16 protein-coding genes are annotated in these 18,234 nt (G+C 53.4%); all 16 read right to left on the reverse strand.

Annotated features, from left to right (window positions below; translation table 11 throughout):
• Positions 1-78 precede the first annotated feature (78 nt).
• Complete coding sequence (gene menE / locus LC084_RS15730) at positions 79-1,443, reverse strand: o-succinylbenzoate--CoA ligase (RefSeq protein ID WP_226572140.1); 1,365 nt, start codon at positions 1,441-1,443, stop codon at positions 79-81.
• A complete protein-coding gene (gene menC, locus LC084_RS15735) occupies positions 1,440-2,405 on the reverse strand; it encodes an o-succinylbenzoate synthase (RefSeq protein ID WP_226572141.1) in 966 nt (321 codons plus the stop codon). Before menC ends, menE begins: the two co-directional genes overlap by 4 nt.
• Positions 2,405-3,262 carry a 1,4-dihydroxy-2-naphthoyl-CoA synthase gene (gene menB, locus LC084_RS15740; RefSeq protein WP_226572142.1) on the reverse strand — a complete coding sequence of 286 codons (858 nt, stop codon included), beginning with the start codon at positions 3,260-3,262 and terminating at the stop codon, positions 2,405-2,407. Before menB ends, menC begins: the two co-directional genes overlap by 1 nt.
• On the reverse strand, positions 3,259-4,038 hold the full coding sequence (gene menH, locus LC084_RS15745) for a 2-succinyl-6-hydroxy-2,4-cyclohexadiene-1-carboxylate synthase (RefSeq protein ID WP_226572143.1): 780 nt from the start codon (positions 4,036-4,038) through the stop codon (positions 3,259-3,261). The genes menB and menH overlap by 4 nt, the downstream gene beginning before the upstream one ends.
• A complete protein-coding gene (gene menD / locus LC084_RS15750) occupies positions 4,035-5,708 on the reverse strand; it encodes a 2-succinyl-5-enolpyruvyl-6-hydroxy-3-cyclohexene-1-carboxylic-acid synthase (protein ID WP_226572144.1) in 1,674 nt (557 codons plus the stop codon). The genes menH and menD overlap by 4 nt, the downstream gene beginning before the upstream one ends.
• 81 nt (positions 5,709-5,789) lie before the next feature.
• Positions 5,790-7,076, reverse strand: coding sequence for an isochorismate synthase MenF (menF, locus tag LC084_RS15755; RefSeq protein ID WP_226572145.1), 1,287 nt, complete (start codon positions 7,074-7,076; stop codon positions 5,790-5,792).
• A gap of 165 nt (positions 7,077-7,241) precedes the next feature.
• Positions 7,242-7,475 (reverse strand): hypothetical protein, encoded by a 234-nt coding sequence (locus tag LC084_RS15760; protein WP_226572146.1) that lies wholly within the window; start codon positions 7,473-7,475, stop codon positions 7,242-7,244.
• 46 nt (positions 7,476-7,521) lie between these two features.
• Complete coding sequence (locus tag LC084_RS15765) at positions 7,522-7,992, reverse strand: GNAT family N-acetyltransferase (protein ID WP_226572147.1); 471 nt, start codon at positions 7,990-7,992, stop codon at positions 7,522-7,524.
• An 82-nt stretch (positions 7,993-8,074) separates the two neighbouring features.
• Entirely contained in the window at positions 8,075-9,532 is a 1,458-nt protein-coding gene (gene nuoN / locus LC084_RS15770) for an NADH-quinone oxidoreductase subunit NuoN (RefSeq protein WP_226572148.1), read from the reverse strand.
• A 6-nt stretch (positions 9,533-9,538) separates the two neighbouring features.
• A complete protein-coding gene (nuoM, locus tag LC084_RS15775; protein WP_226572149.1) occupies positions 9,539-11,068 on the reverse strand; it encodes an NADH-quinone oxidoreductase subunit M in 1,530 nt (509 codons plus the stop codon).
• 152 nt (positions 11,069-11,220) lie between these two features.
• Complete coding sequence (gene nuoL, locus LC084_RS15780) at positions 11,221-13,059, reverse strand: NADH-quinone oxidoreductase subunit L (protein WP_226572150.1); 1,839 nt, start codon at positions 13,057-13,059, stop codon at positions 11,221-11,223.
• Positions 13,056-13,358 (reverse strand): NADH-quinone oxidoreductase subunit NuoK, encoded by a 303-nt coding sequence (nuoK, locus tag LC084_RS15785; RefSeq protein ID WP_036115971.1) that lies wholly within the window; start codon positions 13,356-13,358, stop codon positions 13,056-13,058. The genes nuoL and nuoK overlap by 4 nt, the downstream gene beginning before the upstream one ends.
• Positions 13,355-13,909, reverse strand: a complete 555-nt coding sequence (nuoJ, locus tag LC084_RS15790; RefSeq protein WP_226572151.1) for an NADH-quinone oxidoreductase subunit J — start codon at positions 13,907-13,909, stop codon at positions 13,355-13,357. The genes nuoK and nuoJ overlap by 4 nt, the downstream gene beginning before the upstream one ends.
• A gap of 10 nt (positions 13,910-13,919) precedes the next feature.
• A complete protein-coding gene (gene nuoI, locus LC084_RS15795) occupies positions 13,920-14,462 on the reverse strand; it encodes an NADH-quinone oxidoreductase subunit NuoI (protein WP_036115974.1) in 543 nt (180 codons plus the stop codon).
• A 14-nt stretch (positions 14,463-14,476) separates the two neighbouring features.
• Complete coding sequence (gene nuoH, locus LC084_RS15800; protein WP_226572152.1) at positions 14,477-15,454, reverse strand: NADH-quinone oxidoreductase subunit NuoH; 978 nt, start codon at positions 15,452-15,454, stop codon at positions 14,477-14,479.
• Positions 15,451-18,177, reverse strand: coding sequence for an NADH-quinone oxidoreductase subunit NuoG (nuoG, locus tag LC084_RS15805; RefSeq protein ID WP_226572153.1), 2,727 nt, complete (start codon positions 18,175-18,177; stop codon positions 15,451-15,453). Before nuoG ends, nuoH begins: the two co-directional genes overlap by 4 nt.
• Between the last annotated feature and the right edge of the window lie 57 nt (positions 18,178-18,234).

Here is an 18,234-nt window from a genome sequence, read left to right on the forward strand (position 1 = left end):
TTTACCCGCTGGGGGCTGACATTCAATACGGAAATATGGTGCTTTCTCTACAGAATGTAACAAGCATACCCAGGTACGTTATTGTTGTTCTGCAACCCAATGCATTACCGCGTTACGGGATATTTTAATCCCACCCTGGCGTAATGTGTCTGGCAACAGTAACCACTGAACCGGCTGCTGGAAGCGCGCCAGTTTATCCTGAATCCAGTCACTTAATGTTGCCAACGCGCCAGAATCAACCAGTTCAACAACTGCCACCGGGCGGTGCCCAAACTCTTCATCTTCGCGTGGTACCACAATGACTTGTTGGACTTGTGGGTGCGCCATAATAATCCGCTCGACTTCTTCCGGTTGAATACTCTCGCCACCACTGAAAAAGAGATTGTCGAGCCGCCCGTGTATGGTGAGTGTATTGCTGGTGTAAGTTCCCCGGTCCCGGGTGGCAAACCACCCTTCAGAATTGAGTAATGGCAGCAAATGGCCCTGTTGCCAGTAGCCGGACGCCAGGCTGTCACCCCGTAACCAGACCTCATTATCCACCACTCGCACCTGGCGGCCTGCTAATGGCTGCCCTACATCCCCAAGGCCATTGGCGCGCTTCGCTGTTACTGTGGAGGCCATTTCTGTCATACCGTAGCCGCACCAACAAGCAATGCCACGTTGTTGTGCTGTATCGGTCAATGCGACAGGAATCGCTGCCCCTCCTAACAATACTGCTTTTAAATTGCCTAACGATACTGGGTTGTCGCTCAGTAACCGCCATAACTGCGTCGGCACCAACGAAGCATGCGTACACCCTTGCAATGCCAGAGGTAGCGGCTGGTCAGGGCGCAGCGCCAGCGCGGCTCCGGTTACCAGCCAACGCCATAAAATACCCTGGCCGGAGACATGAAACAGTGGCAGTGATAATAACCAGCAGTCATCGCAGCCAAAGGCCATCAGTGCAGTTACCCCTCGGGCACTGGCAAGTTGCGCGCTGGCTGTATGCACAGCGGCTTTTGGCAAGCCAGTGGAGCCGGATGTCAGGGTCATGGAGACAAAGCGATCCGGTTGCCACGGCTCTGCCCATTCGCCAGCCAACGGTTGGTAATGCAAAACGGCAGGGCCAGGCACCGCATCGCAATCGAAGCTGAGCGCAAAATGGATAGTTAGTGACGGAATAAGTGCTTCCAGTAAGGTATCAGGCAGTTGTGGGTTGAGCGGTAACACCCGTGCACCACATTGCAACAGCGCCAGCCAACTCAGTAATAACGGCATACTGTTGCGCCCACGCAGGGCAACCCCCATTCCGGCATTCACCCCCTGGCGATGAAAGCTGGCCGCCAGGCTATCAACCCGGTTTGCCAGCTGCTGCCAGCTTATTTCACCATTTTGGCTATAGAGTGCCACTTTAGCAGGCGCAAGGCCTGCCCAGTGCCGCCAGGGGTAATTCGCAAGCATCATTGCACCAGCTCCAGCTCACTCTGGCTGATTAACGGCAGGGAACTTTCCGGCCAGGGCCTTATTAACTGTGCCTGCATCAGAGAAAGCGTGTCCAGGCCTGGCGTTGTTTGGGGTGTTAACCAGGCAGCAATGCGCGCCAGTTGCGTTAACCCAAGGCTCGATTCAATTGCCGAACTGATTACCACATTCATGCCACACGCATGTGCCTGATTAACCCATGCCTGCACCTGCTGCAAACTGCCAGTCAGTGAAGGTTTAATCACTACCGTGTTGACTTCCGGGCATTGGCTTATCACCACATGCCCATCGCGCAGGCTTTCATCCCACGCCAGTTTAATACCGGTTTCACGGGCAAATGCCAGTGACAATTCTGGGGTTTTACACGGCTCTTCAAAAAACGCTATTCGTGAGCGCAATGCTTCTGGTACATAGCGGGCAAACTGTGCCGCTTTTTGTGCAGACCAACTCCGGTTGGCATCCAGACGCAGCCAGAGATCCGGTATAGCATCCAGCAATAAGCTGACTACCATGCCATCACGCACGGCTTCATAGAGCCCCACTTTTATTTTGGCTTCTTTGCGCCCTGGCAACCCTTGCAACAGCGCAAATAGCGCATCCGGGTCACCAGTACACAGTGGTACCGAGTGGTAATTCGCCTCTTGTGGCAGTTCACCAGACAGCTCCGCCAGTGCACAACTCAGCCCAAACGCCACCGAAGGTTGTGCCGGGAACGCAGCGACCAGCCCTGCTTGCCAGCCAGATAACCAGTGCAGGGCAGCAGACTGCGCTTCTTCCAGGCTTTCGGTACTCAAGCCGGGTAGCGGGGCGATTTCCCCCCAGCCCCGTTGATTGCCTTCACACAGTTCAACCACGAATCCTTCACGCATTTTCAGCCTGCGGTCACGAATGACCACCCCGGTATCCATGGGGATGGTATAACGCCAGAGTTGTGCCTGTCGCATTACGGGTTCCGTTTAAATTTGGTGAAATCAGGCTGGCGTTTTTGGTTGAATGCATTGCGCCCTTCCTGGCCTTCTTCTGTCATATAGAACAGCATCGTGGCATTACCGGCCAATTCCTGTAACCCGGCCTGCCCATCGCAATCAGCATTGAGCGCAGCTTTAAGGCAACGCAGTGCCATCGGGCTATTTTTCAGCATTTCGCGACACCAACGTACCGTTTCTTTTTCAAGGCTTGCCAGTGGCACAACCGTATTGACCAGCCCCATATCCAGCGCCTGCTGCGCATCATACTGGCGGCACAGGAACCAGATTTCACGGGCTTTTTTCTGGCCGACAATGCGCGCCATATAAGATGCGCCCCAGCCACCATCAAACGACCCCACTTTAGGCCCGGTCTGGCCAAAAATGGCATTTTCAGCTGCAATGGTAAGGTCGCACATCAGATGTAAAACATGCCCGCCACCAATGGAGTAACCGGCAACCATCGCCACCACAGGTTTCGGGCAGGTGCGAATTTGGCGTTGGAAATCCAGCACATTCAGGTGGTGAACACCAGAATCGTCTTTATAGCCACCGTAATCGCCACGTACTTTCTGGTCGCCACCGGAACAGAATGCTTTATCACCTTCCCCGGTAAGCACAATGACGCCAATATTGTCGTCATACCGTGCATCAGACAGTGCCTGAATCATCTCTTTAACGGTTTGCGGGCGAAATGCATTACGCACTTGCGGGCGGTTAATGGTGATTTTCGCAATACCCTCTGCCGATTTGTGGTAACGAATATCTTCATAACCTTCAGAGCAGTCCTGCCAGGAGATAGGGGCATACAGTTCTTGTTCATCGGGGTAAATCATGGCTGTTCCTCAGAATAGTGAGTCAAAATATCAATAACACACTGGCAATATGCCGCCGGATTCTCCCGGTGGGCATTGTGCCCGGCATGTTCAATCAGATGAAAAGGCACGTCCAGTGCATGGGCAATGCCCTGAAATTTTTGGTCCCGTGCGCCACACAGGTAATGGAATGGCACAGGTAACGCGGCTAATGCATCACCAAGCCACGGCTGGAGACCTAATGAAAGGTTACCCAGCACGCTGCCAAGAGCGGCTGGCTGGTTGCCAGCCCTCACCTGGATTAATTGCCTGCGAGCTGTATCAGAGAGCGAAGCAAATACGGGCTGCCGGTACCAGGCATCCAGCACCTTTTCCAGGGGCTCCGCTGTAAACCGCATAGCCCAGCGTTGGTCAGATTCAATACGCAATAACCGTTCCTGTGAGTTTCTAAGGCCTGGGTTACCGCCCTCAATAATTATGCCCTGAAGGCCTGCTGGCCGCTGGCAGGCGGTGTACATAGCCAGCCTGCCACCGAGTGAATACCCTATAAGCCAGTACCGCGTGATATTCAGCTCAGCCAGCGTGAAGGTAAGTTGCGTGAAGAACTCATCAAACCCTTGTGTGGAGAGCGCTTCGGACGCACCGTGCCCCGGCAGGTCGAGGTAGAGTTGTGGCCAGCGTGTAAACGCATTACGGGTTGCGTACCAGTCTTCGGCTGAGCCAAGGAAGCCATGCAGCCAGACCAGATACGGTAGCTGGGGCTGTTCTCCCGGTATAATCTGCCCGGCAAGCGTCATTGCTGGCTGGCCCTGGCTACCAGTTTTTGTAACATCGCAGCCCCTTCAGCTTCTGGTACTTTCAGTTCAATCACTGTCGTGACCGCGGGCCCGGACCAGCACTGCTCCAGGCTCCCGGCTAACGCCTCAAGCGACTGTGGTGCAATATATGGCAAGCCAAACAACGCGGCACCATGGCGGAAATCAACATTCTGCGGCATGGCATAGAATTCACTTCTCACGTCTGCGGGAGTGGGAAGCAGAGAAAAGATTTGCCCGCCGTTGTTATTCACCACCACCAGAGCCACCGGCGCGGGGCAAGCGCGTAACAACGCCAGTGAGTTGAGATCGTACAGGGCGGATAAATCCCCCATAACAGCCAGTGTTGGGCGGCACGTTGCCCGTGAAACGCCTGCAAGGGTTGCCACCAGGCCGTCAATACCACTGGCGCCGCGGTTACCGTAAACCGGGTATCCGCAAGGTAGCTGTGCCAGAGCATCAACCAGGCGTACCGATAAACTATTGCCAATAAATAACTGACCTTTTTCTGGTAATAATTGAGGCAGGCACTTCGCGAGCCCGGCTTCACCCGCAGGCGGAATTTCGCTATTCACTGCCTCAGTGGCCTGTTGCACATAAGGTTGGAGCGCGTCTGCCCAACTCACCTGCTTGTGCGCCGGGTGTACATCAAGCCAGGCTTCAACAGTTGCCTGAATCCGCCGCCCACGGTGATGCCCCGGATCAAGCCGGCCGGGTATAGGATCCACCAGCCACCAGTTATCCTGGTGGCTGGCAGCCTGCCATTGCAACAAACGTTTACTGGTAAGGCTGGCACCAAATTGCACAACAATATGGGCCTGTTCCAGTACCTGCAGTGCCCCAGGGTTGGCAAGCCAGAGGTCAGCATAAGGTAACGGCTGGCCCGTTTGGGACTGGATATCGCTAATTAATGGCCAGCCAAGTGTTCTGGCCCAGACAGCGACTCGCTCGCCTTCCTGTGCAGTCAACCGGCCCGCAATAACCACCCCTTTTTTCTGTCGCCAGCTATGCCAGTCAAGCTGTTGGGTAATACCACCTGAAGCGGTGTAGACTTGCCAGGGTTTTTCGCCCTGCCACCAGTTGCCCAGGGCCTGCTGCCAGGTAAGTCCTGTATCATCCATTTCGCCATATAAAGGCTCTGCAAATGGGCAGTTGATATGCAGCGCACCATGGCGCAATGCGCCCATTTGGCTGTCAATAGCACTTGCCAGCCAGCGTGCCGGAATGGATTCTGTGGGGCGAGGTAAATTCAGCGTGGCGGCCGGGTGTGCGCCATAAATACCCGGCTGAACAATAGCCTGGTTGGCGCCACAATCAATTAATTCCGGCGGGCGGTCGGCGGTCAGAACCACCAGTTTTTCCCCAGTCAGGCCCGCTTCAATTACCGCAGGATAAATATTTGCGACCGCAGTACCTGAAGTCACAATAACCGCAACTGGCTCACCACTGGCTTTAGCAAGGCCAAGCGCAAGGTGGCCCAAGCCGCGTTCATCAAAATGGGTATGAAAAACAAACCCCGATGTTTGCGTTGCTGCCAGTGTCAGTGGTGTGGAACGGGAACCCGGAGCAATACACACATGCCGGACTCCATTATGGTGTAATGCCTGCAAAATGACGGCGGCCCAGCGCCTGTTGAACGTGCTTAACGACATAACTTGACCCGCAATAGCATTTGCAAAAAAGTATAGCGTCGGCAAACTGGCAGACATTGATATACATCGGTTTATCCGCTTTCAGCTGAATAATGAACGTAATGCCGCCACTTTATTTTCAATTTCCAGCCATTCTTCTGCCGGATTTGATTGCGCCACAATACCTGCACCGGCATAAAGCCGTACTTTGTCGTGCTGAACCTGAGCTGAACGCAGTGCCACGCTGAACTCGGCGGTTGCCAGGCTTAGGTAACCTGCAGACCCGGCATACCAGCCACGGTTGAAGGGTTCGTGTGCATGAATAAAAGCCAGTGCATCTTTGCGTGGCAACCCGGCCACTGCCGCTGTAGGTTGTAGCTGCATCAGGCATGTAGTGTCATCTGCATGGTTGAGGGTGGCAGTGATGGCCCGGTGTAAGTGTTGTACTTTGCGCAGGCGAACCACCTTTACAGGCTCCACATCTATCTGCCCGGCAATGGCCTGCAACCGTTGGCAAATATCTTCAACGACCAACCAGTTTTCATGTTGATTCTTTTTATCCTCAAGCAACCACTGGCTTTGTTGTTCGGCCTGGTTGTCATCTGCCGCACGGCCAACCGTTCCGGCCAGGGCTTCGGTTGATAACTGCTGCCCTGCTCTGTGCCACAGACGTTCGGGGGAAGACCCCAGAAAGGCCTGGTGGGAGTCAAATGCCATGTAAAAGTGGTAGCAGTGGCTATTATGCTGGCGGCTGGCATGCATCAGCCAGGTGGGAGACATGGGCTGGGTGAGTTGCACATCCGTTGCTCGTGCCAGCACGACTTTGTCTATACCTCCCTGCCGGATAGCTTGTGTCGCCTGGGTGACAATGGCATGCCACTGTGCTTTTTCCGGCAAATGTACTTGCTCACACACCCGCGCAGACGCAGGAGGTATGACAGTTTCAGGGGATAAGCCGGACAGCCACTGTTGAGCTTCTTTCGCAGCTTCATGCAGGCTGGTTTCACTGTATAAATTCAGGATTAACCTGGCACGTGCTCCCTGCCGCAGCCAGGAAAGGCGTGGAAGGAAAAAATGCCCTTGCTGCTGGTCAAATGCGTTCAGCCCCCACAAGCGTAGTTCCGGACATTCAGGGAAGCGGGAAAGGAAACGCTGGCCTTCAGCCAGTGAGGTGAAGGTACGCAACGCACACAGTGCGGCACATTCTTCATGGCCGTCACGGTGTTGCCAGTAAAACTGCGGCCAGCAAGGCTGGCTGTTCAGCCAGCATAACGCATCCTGGTTATCGGCAAGGCTCAAAGAGGCCGACAACACTCTCATTCCGGGAGTATCAGGAATATCTTCGCGCAACGCATGCTGCAGCGCAGTTACCGCCTGTGTAAATTCCATTTGTTATCCCGCCACGTAAAAACCCCAAATTATACGTGGTAAGAACAGAAAATGAATGCCAACACGGCGTTTGAAAGCACCAAAAAATGCGGTTACAGGGCCGGGTTTATCGGAACGTGATCCCCCCCGAACCTGGCACGATACAAGGTGTTTCCCGCTCAGGGGTTACACATAGTGGCTAAAAGGAAGATTCTGAACATCCGGTGGGAGGTTAACCACTTTGCGAATACGTAGCTGCCGTTGCAGGCGGCCAAACTGCGTGTCAGCCCGAACCAATAACAAGGCATGCCCGGTTTCAGACCAGCTGTCAGGATAATTCAACAAAGTAGTAATGCACTGGCTCAGGCCAGTAATATTTTGACGGGCACGGATTACCCGACGTTGAAGGTCGTCGCTCATGGCGCGCTCACTTATTATGTTTTTTCCCAGAGTCTACTTACTATAGTTAACCTACGTTATTTTGTGTGTTTTTTATCCATGCCATGCCGCGATGGGGAATATCATCTTCAAGATACACTTCGGTGACCGGCTCAAACCCGAATTGTTGGTAGAAATGCTGTAAATGCGCCTGGGCACTGAGATAAGGTGCAACACCCGGCCAGTGTCGCTGGCAGGCAGCCATGACGTGTTCCAGAAGCTGGTTCCCCAGTTTTTGCCCCCGGCAGGCAGGGTTAACTATCACGCGGCCAATCACCAGTGGGTGGTGCCTGTCACTGGTAAGAATACGGGCATATGCTGCCAGAGTATCCCCTTGCCAGCCAAGAATATGGCGGTTTTCAGCCGATAAATCCTCGCCATCAACATCCAGATACGGGCAGTTTTGCTCGACAACAAACACCGCACAGCGCAGGTGCAACAGCGCGTATAACTGCGGTACAGTCAGTTCTGAATGGTGTAAGTCCTGCCAGATTAGCATGCTGTTCTCCCACATTATTTCCGATAAAAAAACCGCCGTTTCCGGCGGTTTAATATGAGTATACCTGTTGGTAATGCAATGATTACATCAAAGGCTGCGCCAGTTGCACAAGGCTAATTAACGGCTGCGGCCAAACACCCAACAGCAGGACCAGCACAGCAGAGATCAGTACCACAATACCACCGGCGGTAAATGCCCAGTTAGACGGGGTATCACGAGCAGGCTGCTGCGGTGCAGACAAGTAGAGGCTGACCGTAACACGCAGGTAGTAGTAAAGACCAATCGCACTCCCCACCACAACAGCGCCTGTCAGCCACCAAAGGTGTGCGTGCACGCCCACGGCAAGGATATAGAACTTACCGATAAAGCCCAGAGTCATCGGGATCCCGGCCAGGGAAAGCATCATCACAGTCATCACTGCCGCGAGAACAGGACGGTGCCAGAACAGACCACGGTAGGAATACAGGGTATCCGCATCCGGGCCACGGTAAGGGCTGGACATCAGGCTGACAATACCAAACGCGCCCAGGCTGCTGAACAGATAACCGGCCAGGTAAACCCCCACAGCCTCCATGGAGACGTCACCACTGTGCAGCGCAATCAACGCCACCAGCAGATACCCCAGGTGAGAAATGGAAGAGTAACCGAGCAGGCGTTTAATGTTGGTCTGGCTGAGTGCCATCAGGTTACCGAACAGGATAGAAGCAAATGCGATTATCCCCAGTACGATACGCACCGCTTCACTGTCGCCCATTGGCGCATACAGAAACAGCCTCATCACCACACCAAAAATGGCGATTTTACTGGCGGTCGCCAGGAAGGTTGATACCGGTGCCGGAGCGCCCTGATACACATCAGGCGTCCACAGGTGGAAAGGCACCAGCGACAGTTTGAAACCTAACCCAACAATCATCATACCCAGCCCGGCCAACAACAGCGGCTCATGGAGCATACTGTCGTTGAGGCTCTTGCCAATACTGACAAAAGACAGGCTGCCAGATTCCGCATACAGCAGCGCAATCCCAAACAACAGGAAAGACGATGCCGCAGCAGACATAATGGTGTATTTGATACTGGCTTCAAGTGAGCGTTTTTGCCGGTATGCATAGCCAACCAGGCCAAACAGCGGCAAAGAAATCAGCTCGATACCAATAAACAGTGAGGCCATATGATTGGCGCAGGACAGCAAAATCCCACCCATCGCGGCAATCAGCACCAGTAAGTAAAACTCTTCGCGGTTGTCTGGGTAACCCTGCAACCATGGATAGGCGAAAGTGCAGGTTGCCAGACTTGCCGCCAGCACCAGCCCGGTATAGAGCGCAGCGTAACCATCGACACGCAACAGTGGCGTGACATCCATCGCGCCAACCTGAGTAGAAAACCACAATGAGACCAGTGCGGCATTCAGCCCGATTACAGACAACGTGGCATTAAGAAAGTGGTCGCGTCGCCACGCAATGGAGAGCATCACAACCACTACTGTCAATCCGACGATCAACAGCGGCAGCAGCGCGATCAGTTGTTGAGCAGTTATTGTCATGGCGAATTACGGCCTTGTAGTTGAAATAGAACTGGTAAACCACTGCTGGATATTACTCACAGCAGCGTGTGAGGTATCCAGAACCGGTTGCGGGAAGAACCCAAGCAGTAACAGGAGCACCACCAGCAACAAAATAATAAATAATTCCCGCATCGACAGGCCACGCATCGGCTTACGTGCCGCTTCACTTTTCGCCTGGCCAAAATAGGCACGATGCAGCATCGCCAGCGAGTAAACCGAGGCGAATACCAGACCAAAGGTGGAAATGACCGTAATAACCGGCACCACATGGTAGCTACCGAACAGAATCATAAATTCGCCAACGAAGTTGCCGGTGCCCGGTAACCCCAGGGTGGCGACTGCAAAGAACATAGACAATGCAGGCAACCAGCGGATGTTACTCCACAGCCCGCCCATCAAACGCATGTCACGAGTATGCATTCTTTCGTAAATCTGGCCACACAGGATGAACAAACCGGCAGCAGACAAACCGTGGGCAATCATCTGGATCACCGCCCCCTGATAAGCCAGTTGACTGCCGGAATAGATAGCAATCATCACGAAGCCCATATGGGAAACCGAGGTGTAAGCGATAAGGCGTTTGATATCTGTCTGGGTGAATGCCATCCACGCACCGTAGAAAATACCAATCACCCCAAGCCACATGGCGATAGGTGCAAACTCAGCCGATGCATTAGGGAACAGTGGCAGAGAGAACCGCAGTAAACCGTAAGCGGCGGTTTTCAGCAAGATACCCGCAAGGTCAACAGAACCCGCAGTTGGTGCCTGAGAGTGCGCATCCGGCAGCCAGCCATGCAGCGGAACCACAGGCATTTTAACCGCAAAGGCAATGAAGAAGCCGAGCATCAACAGCCATTCAACGGTGTGCGACATCGGCGTGTGCAACAGTTCGGTGTAGTTGAATGTCCAAACGCCGGTCGCATTGTAGTGCACCAGCACCAACGCCAGAATCGCTATCAACATCACCAGGCCGCTTGCCTGGGTATAAATGAAGAATTTGGTTGCTGCACTGATACGCGTCTTCCCATCGGAGGCTTTATGGCCCCAGAGCGCTATCAGGAAGTACATGGGTACCAGCATCATTTCCCAGAAGAAGAAGAACAGGAACATATCAATCGCCAGGAAGACGCCGATAACGCCGCCCAGGATCCACATCAGGTTGAGGTGGAAGAAGCCCTGATATTTTTCAATTTCATTCCAGGAACACAGTACCGCCAGAACACCCAGCAGTGAGGTCAGCACCACCATCAGCAGTGACAGCCCATCCAGCGCAAGGTGAATGGAAATGCCAAAGCGTGGGATCCACGGCATGGAAAATTCAGATTGCCACTGCGGCAAGCCGGTTGCCTGCGTGAGTGAATAATCGCCCTGCAGCCAGAGTTGCAACGACAGCGCGAGTGTCAGCCCCATGGTAACCAGCGCTATCCAGCGCGGTGTACGAACGCCAAAACGCTCGGTCTGCCAGCACAGGAAGCCGCCGATAAAGGGAATGAGTATTAGCCAGGGTAATAACATGGCAATTTATTTCCTTATTGATCTATCTGATGGTGAGACTGTTGCCACACGCCATGCGTTGCACACCGTCACGCCAGCCACACCATAAGAACAGGAAAAACAGCACAACATAATTTTCAGGGAAACAGGTTTCGCCGCTCCCCTGATATCCATTAACGCAACACCATCAGCAGTGCCAGCACCACAACAGCACCGATGCTCATGGACGCAACATACCAACGTAAATGACCGCTTTCGCTTAGCAGTAAACCTCTGCCTGCAAAACGCGACAAGATTGCCGGGATGTTCATCAGTGCATTCAGTGGGTCACGTTGCAGTAACCAGCCAATCGCTTTAAACGGTTTGACGAAAATGGCGTCATATAACCAGTCGAAGCCCCAGGCATGGAACCACCATGTGCTGAAGAAACGACCCGGTGCGCTTTTGGCAACCGCACTCACCAGAGTGCGTTTACCCAGCCACAGCCAGGCAGCAATCAGGATGCCGATAATTGCAACGGCCCCGGAGGTCATTTCCAGTGTTGTTTTTCCTGCATGCCCCAAATCGCTTTCCGGCAACACACCGGCCAGCGGTGGCGTAATTAATGCTCCCACGAAAGTAGACAGCACCAGCAACACCAGCAACGGCAGGTGGTGGGTAATGCCCTTTCCGGCATGAGCATGAATTTTTTCTTCGCCATGGAACACAATGAAGATCATACGGAAGGTGTAAATCGAGGTGAGGAATGCCCCAACCAGACCGGCCAGCATCAGGTTCTGGTGACCACTGGCAAGTGCGCCCCACAAGATTTCATCTTTACTGTAGAAACCGGCAGTAATCACAGGCAACGCAGACAACGCCGCGCCCCCCACCAGGAAGCAGACATAAACCAGTGGAATCGACTTACGCAAGCCGCCCATTTTGAAGATGTTCTGTTCGTGGTGGCATGCCAGGATAACGGAACCTGAAGACAGGAACAGTAACGCTTTGAAGAACGCGTGGGTCATCAGGTGGAAAATCGCTGCATCCCAAGCCTGCACCCCAAGCGCCAGGAACATATAACCAATCTGGCTCATGGTTGAATAAGCCAGCACACGTTTGATATCCGTCTGCACCAATGCAGCAAAGCCTGCCAGCACCAGAGTAACCGCACCAACGATACCCACCAGGTGAAGCACTTCTGGCGTCATCAGGAACAGGCCATGGGTACGGGCAATCAAATATACCCCGGCGGTTACCATGGTTGCCGCGTGGATCAGTGCAGAAACTGGGGTTGGGCCCGCCATGGCATCAGCCAGCCATGTTTGCAACGGCAATTGAGCTGATTTACCCACAGCGCCACCCAGCAGCATCAGTGTCGCCCACTGCAACATGGTGTTGCCCGCAGCAAAGTGCTGTGGTGCCAGTTCTACCATTTCACGGAAGTTCAGCGTACCGAGTTCGTTATAGAGAATGAACAGCGCGAAAGCCAGGAATACATCGCCCACACGGGTAACGATAAAGGCTTTCATGGCTGCCGCCCCATTTTTCGAGTCGGTATAATAGAAGCCAATCAGCAGGTAAGAGCACAGACCCACACCTTCCCAACCCAAATACATCAGCATCAGGTTATCGGCCAGCACCAGAATCACCATGCTGGCAATAAACAGGTTGGTATAGGCAAAGAAGCGCGAATAGCCTTCTTCACCGCGCATATACCAGGACGCGAACATATGGATAAGGAAGCCAACCCCTGTCACGACAGACAGCATCGTCAGTGACAGACCATCCAGCACCAGGTTGAAGGCGACGGTAAAGTTACCCACCGACATCCAGGTCCACAACGGTAAAGTAAACGCCTGCTTACCGTGGTTGAAGAAATCCATCCCCGCCCAGGCGGTGACTAAAGCAGCCAGCCCTACCGAGCCAACTCCCACCGTCGCAGACAAGTTTTCTGACCAGCGCCCACGCGAAAAGGCCAGTAATACATAACCAAGCAGTGGCAGGAAAAAAGTTAACCAGAGCAGATTCATCCGCGCATCTCACTTACTGAATCGATATTCAGATTCTGGCGACGACGATGGAGCTGCAACAGCAGCGCCAGACCGATACTGGCTTCCGCCGCAGCAAGGGTAATCGCCAGGATGTACATTACCTGCCCTTCCGGCTGCCCCCAATAACTGCCTGCCACAACAAATGCCAGGGCAGCAGCGTTGATCATTACTTCAAGGCTAATCAGCATAAACAGCAGATTGCGACGAATCATTAGCCCGGTCAGGCCAAGGACAAAGAGAATGGCCGCAAGAATGAGCCCATGTTGTAGCGGTATCATGCGCGTTCCTCCGATTTTCTTGTTGCCATATCGCCAGAGCGGTTACTGATGACTTCGCCCTGGCGCTCTTCACGGCCAATATGGAAGGCAACAACCAGCCCGGCCAGCAATAGCATGGATGCCAGCTCAACAGCCAGAACATACGGGCCAAATAAAGCAATGCCGACCTCTTTGGCATTAATGGCTGTGCCATCGATACCCTGGTCGTTCAGACCCACAATGCCTTTCACGATGACAAACAACAGCACCGCACTCAGGATGCCTGGGCCAATCCACAATTGAGGCTTCAGCCAGGCGCGTTCTTGTTCTACCACCGAGTTGCCGAGGTTAAGCATCATCACCACGAACACGAACAACACCATAATGGCGCCCGCGTAAACGATGATTTCCAGCGCACCAGCAAAGTAAGCGCCCATGGAGAAAAAGACACCGGCAATAGACAACAACGACACAATCAAATACAGCAATGCATGCACCGGATTGGTATGCGTGATCACCCTCAGGGTGGTCAGGATGGCCACAAGGGCGCAAAGATAAAATGAAAATTCCATTCCCGACTCCTTAAGGTAACAGGCTCTTGACGTCGATAGGTTTGGCTTCGTTTTCCGCCTGGCCCTTATCTTTTCCGTCAATTGCCATGCCGGCCATACGATAGAAGTTATATTCCGGGTATTTACCTGGCCCGGAAATCAACAAATCTTCTTTTTCGTACACCAGGTCCTGGCGTTTGAATTCACCCAGTTCAAAATCCGGCGTCAACTGAATCGCAGTTGTAGGGCAAGCCTCTTCACACAGACCGCAAAAGATGCAGCGTGAAAAGTTGATCCGGAAAAACTCCGGATACCAGCGGCCATCTTTCATCTCTGCTTTTTGCAAAGAGATACAACCTACCGGGCAGGCTACCGCACATAAGTTACAGGCAACGCACCGTTCTTCACCATCCGGGTCGCGGGTGAGCACAATACGCCCACGGTAACGTGGTGGCAGATAAACCGGCTCTTCCGGATACATCCGGGTTTCACGCTTAGCAAAAGCGTGTAACCCTATCATCCAGATACTGCGCAGTTGGGTGCCGAAACCAACCACTAATTCTTTCAATGTCATGGTTTATTCACCCCTTAAGATGCCTGCCAGAGGATAACCGCAGCGGTTACCAACAAATTAATCAGAGTCAGTGGCAGACACACTTTCCAGCCAAAGGCCATCACCTGGTCATAACGTGGACGCGGCAGTGCGGCACGAATCAGAATAAACATCATCATGAAGAACGCGGTTTTCAGCGCGAACCAGATGAATGGCGGTAACCAGGGACCATTCCAGCCGCCAAAGAACAGGGTGACAATCAACGCGGAGACCGTCACGATGCCGATGTATTCCCCCACAAAGAACAGACCGAATTTCATTCCGGAATATTCAATATGGTAACCATCCGCCAGTTCCTGTTCTGCTTCCGGTTGGTCAAACGGGTGACGGTGGCATACCGCCACGCCCGCAATCGCAAAGGTAATAAAGCCGAAGAACTGCGGCACAATGTTCCACAAATGCGCCTGGTTGTTCACAATGTCGGTCATATTGAATGAACCCGCCTGTGCAACCACACCCATCAAGGACAGACCGAGGAACACTTCATAACTCAACGTTTGTGCAGAAGCACGCATTGCGCCCAGCAGTGAGTATTTGTTGTTGCTGGACCAGCCAGCAAATAACACTGCATAAACCGCAAGCCCTGCCATCATCAGGAAAAACAGAATCCCGATATTGAGATCAGCCACCACCCATGTAGGGCTGACCGGCACAATTGCGAACGCCAGTAACAATGAAGTGAACGCAATCATTGGTGCCAGGGTAAAAATAACCCGGTCGGAGAAGCGCGGGATCCAGTCCTCTTTAAAGAACATTTTGATCATGTCGGCTGCCAACTGCAGCGACCCGCCCCAACCCACACGGTTTGGCCCGTAACGGTTCTGGAACAGGCCCAGTAAACGGCGTTCACCAAAACTCATGAAGGCACCGCATACCACCACAACCAAAATAATAACCACCGCTTTCAGTACGCTGAAAATGACGGAGAGAACTTCAGGTGTTAGCCAGCTCATGCTTGTGCCTCCTGCAGATTACTCAGTGGTGCACCAGCCAAAACAGGTGCCACACCCGGCATCCCCATCGGCAGGCCAACCTGCCCGGCAGCCAACCCGTCGCTCAACTGAACTGGCAAGCTCAAGGTTTGCCCATCCACAGTAAAGCTTGCAACCGCACCTTCGTTAATGCCAAGGTTTGCGGCATCCGTTGGGTTCAGGCGCAACACGGCAACCGGCATACGTTTTTGGAAAACGGGTGAGCGCTGCGATAACTCATCGCTGCCAAACAGATGATAGTAAGGCGCAACACGCCACTGACCAGCAACCGGAGTGAATGGCTGTGGCACCGTGGTGAACCAGGCAACTTCTTTGTCTGATGGTTCAATCAGGCGTACACCCGGGTCGCCAAAGCGTAAGTGGCCGCCCACTTCGTCCTGGAATTTGTTCCAGGCCTGCGGTGAGTTCCAGCCCGGAGCCCAGGCAAAAGGTACCTGCTGGCGCTGTGCACCAGGTTGGTTGTTCCCTTCCATTGAGAAGGCGAACATGGTGTCCTGGTCTTGTGGCTGGCGAGGTTCATGGACACTGATATTGGCACGCATCGCCGTGCGGCCACTGTAACGATGAGGTTCACGCGCCAGTTTTTGCCCACGGATACGGAAGCTGGCTTCCGGCGCGGCTTCTTTCATACCAGCCAGTTGCGGGAACTTCGCGATACAGGCATCAATGACGTGGTCAAGCTGAGTCCAGTCCACAGCGCGGTTTTCTACCATGCTGTGCAACGAATGCAGCCAGCGCCAGCTTTCCAGCATCACCCAGTCACTGTGATAGTAAGCCGGGTCGAATACCTGGAAGAAACGCTGTGCACGGCCTTCGTTATTCACTACGGTGCCATCGCTTTCTGCGAAACTTGCCGCAGACAAGACCAGATGTGCATGGTCCATAATTTGAGTACGCTGATGGTCAATCACCATCACCAGCGGTGCTTTACTGAGTGCTGCATCCACCCGTGACGCACTGGCGTGGCGGTGCAGATCATTTTCCAGCACAATCACTGCATCAGCACTGCCGCTTTCCAGTTCACTAAGCGCAGTATCAAGCGAACCACCACCCAGCATACCAAGGCCAACACTGTTCACTGAACGTGCTACCAGGGTAATACCAACATCGGCACCGCGATTTTTCAGTGCCGTCGCCACATTTCCTGCTGCTTCCAGCAATGCTTCACTCCCAGCGTTAGTGCCGGAAATAATCAGTGGTTTTTTCGCACCAGCCAGCGCCTGAACAATAACATCTACTTTATTTTTCAGGTCGTTGTCAGTGAGTTCAACGGCAGGTGCTGAGGTATCCAGCGCACTGGCAATAGCAAAGCCAAGGCGCGCCTGATCTTCAACCGGTGCACGGTAAGTCCATGCGGCAATATCATCCAGGCGGGTGCTGTCAACGTTGGTGACAAACAGCGGGTGTTTGGCATGCTGCCCAATGTTGAGGATGGCGGCAATCTGCCAGTCGGCCACTTTTTGTGCCGCTGCCATTTCGCGCGCTTTGCCTTTTACTGCCTGGCGCACAGCCAGTGCAGCACGGGCACCGGTTTGAGTGAGGTCTTCACCCAAAATCAGCACCGCGTCATAGCTTTCAATTTCGCGCAGTGATGGTGTACGAACACCGCCTTCACGCAGAATGCTCAACATGCGTTGCAGGCGGGACTGTTCACCAGCAGCAATACCGGTATAGAAATTATTTTCACCCACCAGTTCACGCAGTGCGAAGTTGCTCTCGACGCTGGCACGCGGCGAGCCAATACCAATTACACGTTTTGACTGGCGCAGAATATCTGCCGCGCCCTGCAAGGCCTGCTCCGCATTAACCGCAATAATATCGTCGCCACGGCGTTGCAATGGCTGGTGAGGGCGGTCTTCGCGGTTGACATAACCGTAACCAAAACGGCCACGGTCACACAGGAAATAATGGTTTACCGAACCGTTGTAACGGTTTTCGATACGGCGCAACTCACCATAGCGCTCACCCGGGCTGGTGTTGCACCCCAGGCTGCACTGCTGGCAAATACTCGGCGCAAACTGCATATCCCATTTACGGTTATAACGCTCTGAGTGAGTTTTGTCGGTAAATACGCCGGTTGGGCACACTTCTACCAGGTTACCGGAAAATTCACTTTCCAGCGTGCCGTCTTCCGGGCGGCCAAAATAGACGTTGTCATGTGCGCCATAAACACCCAGGTCGGTGCCATCAGCATAATCTTTGTAGTAACGGACACAACGGTAGCAGGCGATGCAGCGGTTCATTTCATGGGAAATAAACGGCCCCAGTTCCTGGTTTTTATGTGTACGTTTAGTAAAACGATAACGGCGGAAACTGTGGCCGGTCATCACTGTCATATCCTGAAGGTGGCAGTTCCCCCCTTCTTCGCAAACAGGACAATCGTGCGGGTGGTTGGTCATCAACCATTCCACCACGCTTTCACGAAATTGCTTCGCTTCATCGTCTGCAATTGAAATAAAGGTACCGTCTGACGCTGGTGTCATACAGGACATCACCAGGCGACCACGGGTATCTTCGGCATTTTGGTATTGCTTCACCGCACACTGGCGGCAGGCACCCACACTCCCCAGTGCCGGGTGCCAGCAAAAGTACGGAATATCAAGGCCGAGGGAGAGACATGCCTGCAACAGGTTGTCTGCACCATCTACCTCATACTCTTTGCCGTCTACATGAATCGTTGCCATAGTCAGCATGCTTCCATCAGGCCTGACACACTGTCAGGCGTTAATCAAAATTCGGTT

This window comes from Mangrovibacter yixingensis (assembly GCF_020523985.1).
In the GTDB taxonomy this organism is placed as follows: domain Bacteria; phylum Pseudomonadota; class Gammaproteobacteria; order Enterobacterales; family Enterobacteriaceae; genus Mangrovibacter; species Mangrovibacter yixingensis.